This window comes from Companilactobacillus hulinensis (assembly GCF_003946555.1).
GTDB classification, from domain to species: Bacteria; Bacillota; Bacilli; order Lactobacillales; family Lactobacillaceae; genus Companilactobacillus; species Companilactobacillus hulinensis.
The window spans coordinates 1-1,848 of sequence record NZ_RHOO01000048.1 but is presented as its reverse complement, the minus strand read 5'-3'; the positions used below and the strand labels follow the sequence as shown (position 1 = coordinate 1,848).

At 26.2% G+C, this 1,848-nt stretch carries 2 protein-coding genes; both read left to right on the top strand.

Annotated features, from left to right (window positions below):
* Positions 1-339: 339 nt before the first annotated feature.
* Complete coding sequence (locus EKM66_RS12440) at positions 340-1,509, top strand: hypothetical protein (protein WP_125765031.1); 1,170 nt, start codon at positions 340-342, stop codon at positions 1,507-1,509.
* 2 nt (positions 1,510-1,511) lie between these two features.
* Positions 1,512-1,802 carry an ATP-binding cassette domain-containing protein gene (locus EKM66_RS12435; protein ID WP_164505151.1) on the top strand — a complete coding sequence of 97 codons (291 nt, stop codon included), beginning with the start codon at positions 1,512-1,514 and terminating at the stop codon, positions 1,800-1,802.
* Positions 1,803-1,848: the final 46 nt, after the last annotated feature.

Genomic DNA, 1,848 nt, shown 5'->3' with positions numbered 1-1,848 from the left:
GATACCTGATTTTTTCGTCTTGGTGTTTTTTTTATTCAGTTTTTCTCAAGTGGCTAACTTGATTATAAAATTTGCCATTATAAATTTCTTATCTTTTATGCCATCTTTTACATAATTCAATTAATCTGGTGGTCTATTGTTAAATCAAAAGATATAAAAATACTAAAGTCAGAAGGTATAACTAGTTTCGATATCTTTAATAATTTTCTTGGATATGATTTTTTTATTACCTTCATTATTACTTCAATATTTCTTTCAGTTACTATAATCAAATACCTTTCATTATACTTTATTTTAATCCAATGTTTAACTTTCCTATTTTGTTATACAGCAGGATATATGTCAGTTGCTACATTAAAACTTTCCAGCTATACATTCAGTTCATCTGATTTAAACAAGTTTCAAAAAAGTGAGGCATATATAATTCTAGGAATAAAATTTTTAATATCATTCGCATTTTTAATGATGTTATTTCCTGTAGTAAAAAACGTACAATATGCATTTATACAAAGTCATACGTCAAATAATGAATACAATCGAAATACTGCAGTGCTTTATCCAATGTATGTTGGAGATCAAATAATAAATCTGATCAACAATAACAAACAAGCTGATAAAATCGATACTCATAGAATTTTTAAAATAGTGGATAAAAATGATGGTCAAACTTTTTCTGTTAATTCCCAATTTGATGGAACCGAATTAATAACTACAAACTTTAATTATATTAAGGAACATCCAATAAGAAATATAAAAAACGAAGTCATAAAACTGCCTTCTCGTGATAAATTTCTATTCTTGATTCCAAAATCATTAAATTCGTCCACTTTAGACATCAAAAAATTCATCCCAATCAGTAATTTTAGTAGTGTGAAATTGGAAGTTATAAATGATATTCAAATATTTAAAATACATAACAAAAACACTAAATTTGTAAATACTCCAGTATTTGTTGCCAGTTCATATAACAAAACAAATAACTCATTTATTAACGGAATTAATGTTCCTGATGGCGGTGGTGTCAATGACCCTGTACAGTTCCCATTAAAAGGAAACAATACCAAGTTTGTATACACAAAAATGCTTAAGGATCTAAAAAAAGGTAACTATCAATACACTTATCCTAGTTTATTAAGATTATCAGAAGTAGATCATGTAAAACGTGAGCAGGTTATGGGAAACGTCCTGTTTTACAGTACAGAATTAATATCTTCACTAATATTTATCTTCCTATCCAGCATAATTAGTTATTCCTTACTGATAACTTCTAACAAAAAGAGATACGTTCTTAAAGAAATATTCGGATATACAAGGTTGAAATCATATTCAAATATAATAATTATCCCACTAATTGAATGCTTAATTCTAATCACACTCTCCATTAAAATTTTAGATTTATCAATATACGCATCAATCGGATTCTTAACATTCATCAACTATCTTATACTATTTACTCTAATGAAAATTATGGATAAAAAAAACATCAAAGAATTATTTAGCGAGGTATAAATTTGGATATAGTAAAAATAAATAATTTGGATAAAAAATACCGCAAGAATATCGTTATTAAAAAATTGAATTTAGCAATTCCTGAACATAATGTTGTTTCTATATATGGAGACAGTGGATCAGGAAAAACGACACTTTTAAATATCATTGGTTTAATTGAAAAATTTGATGATGGAGAGGTTACTTTATTTCAAAAAGAAATTACACATATATCGAATAAAGAAAAACTAAAAATTTATCGAAATGACATATCTTTTATATTGGCAAATTTTATAATCAAGTTAGCCACTTGAGAAAAACTGAATAAAAAAACACCAAGACGAAAAAATCAGGTATCAT

Excerpts from the sequence above, each read along its gene's own strand:
- EKM66_RS12440 (WP_125765031.1), top strand. The coding sequence starts at position 340 with ATGTCAGTTGCTACATTAAAACTTTCCAGCTATACATTCAGTTCATCT.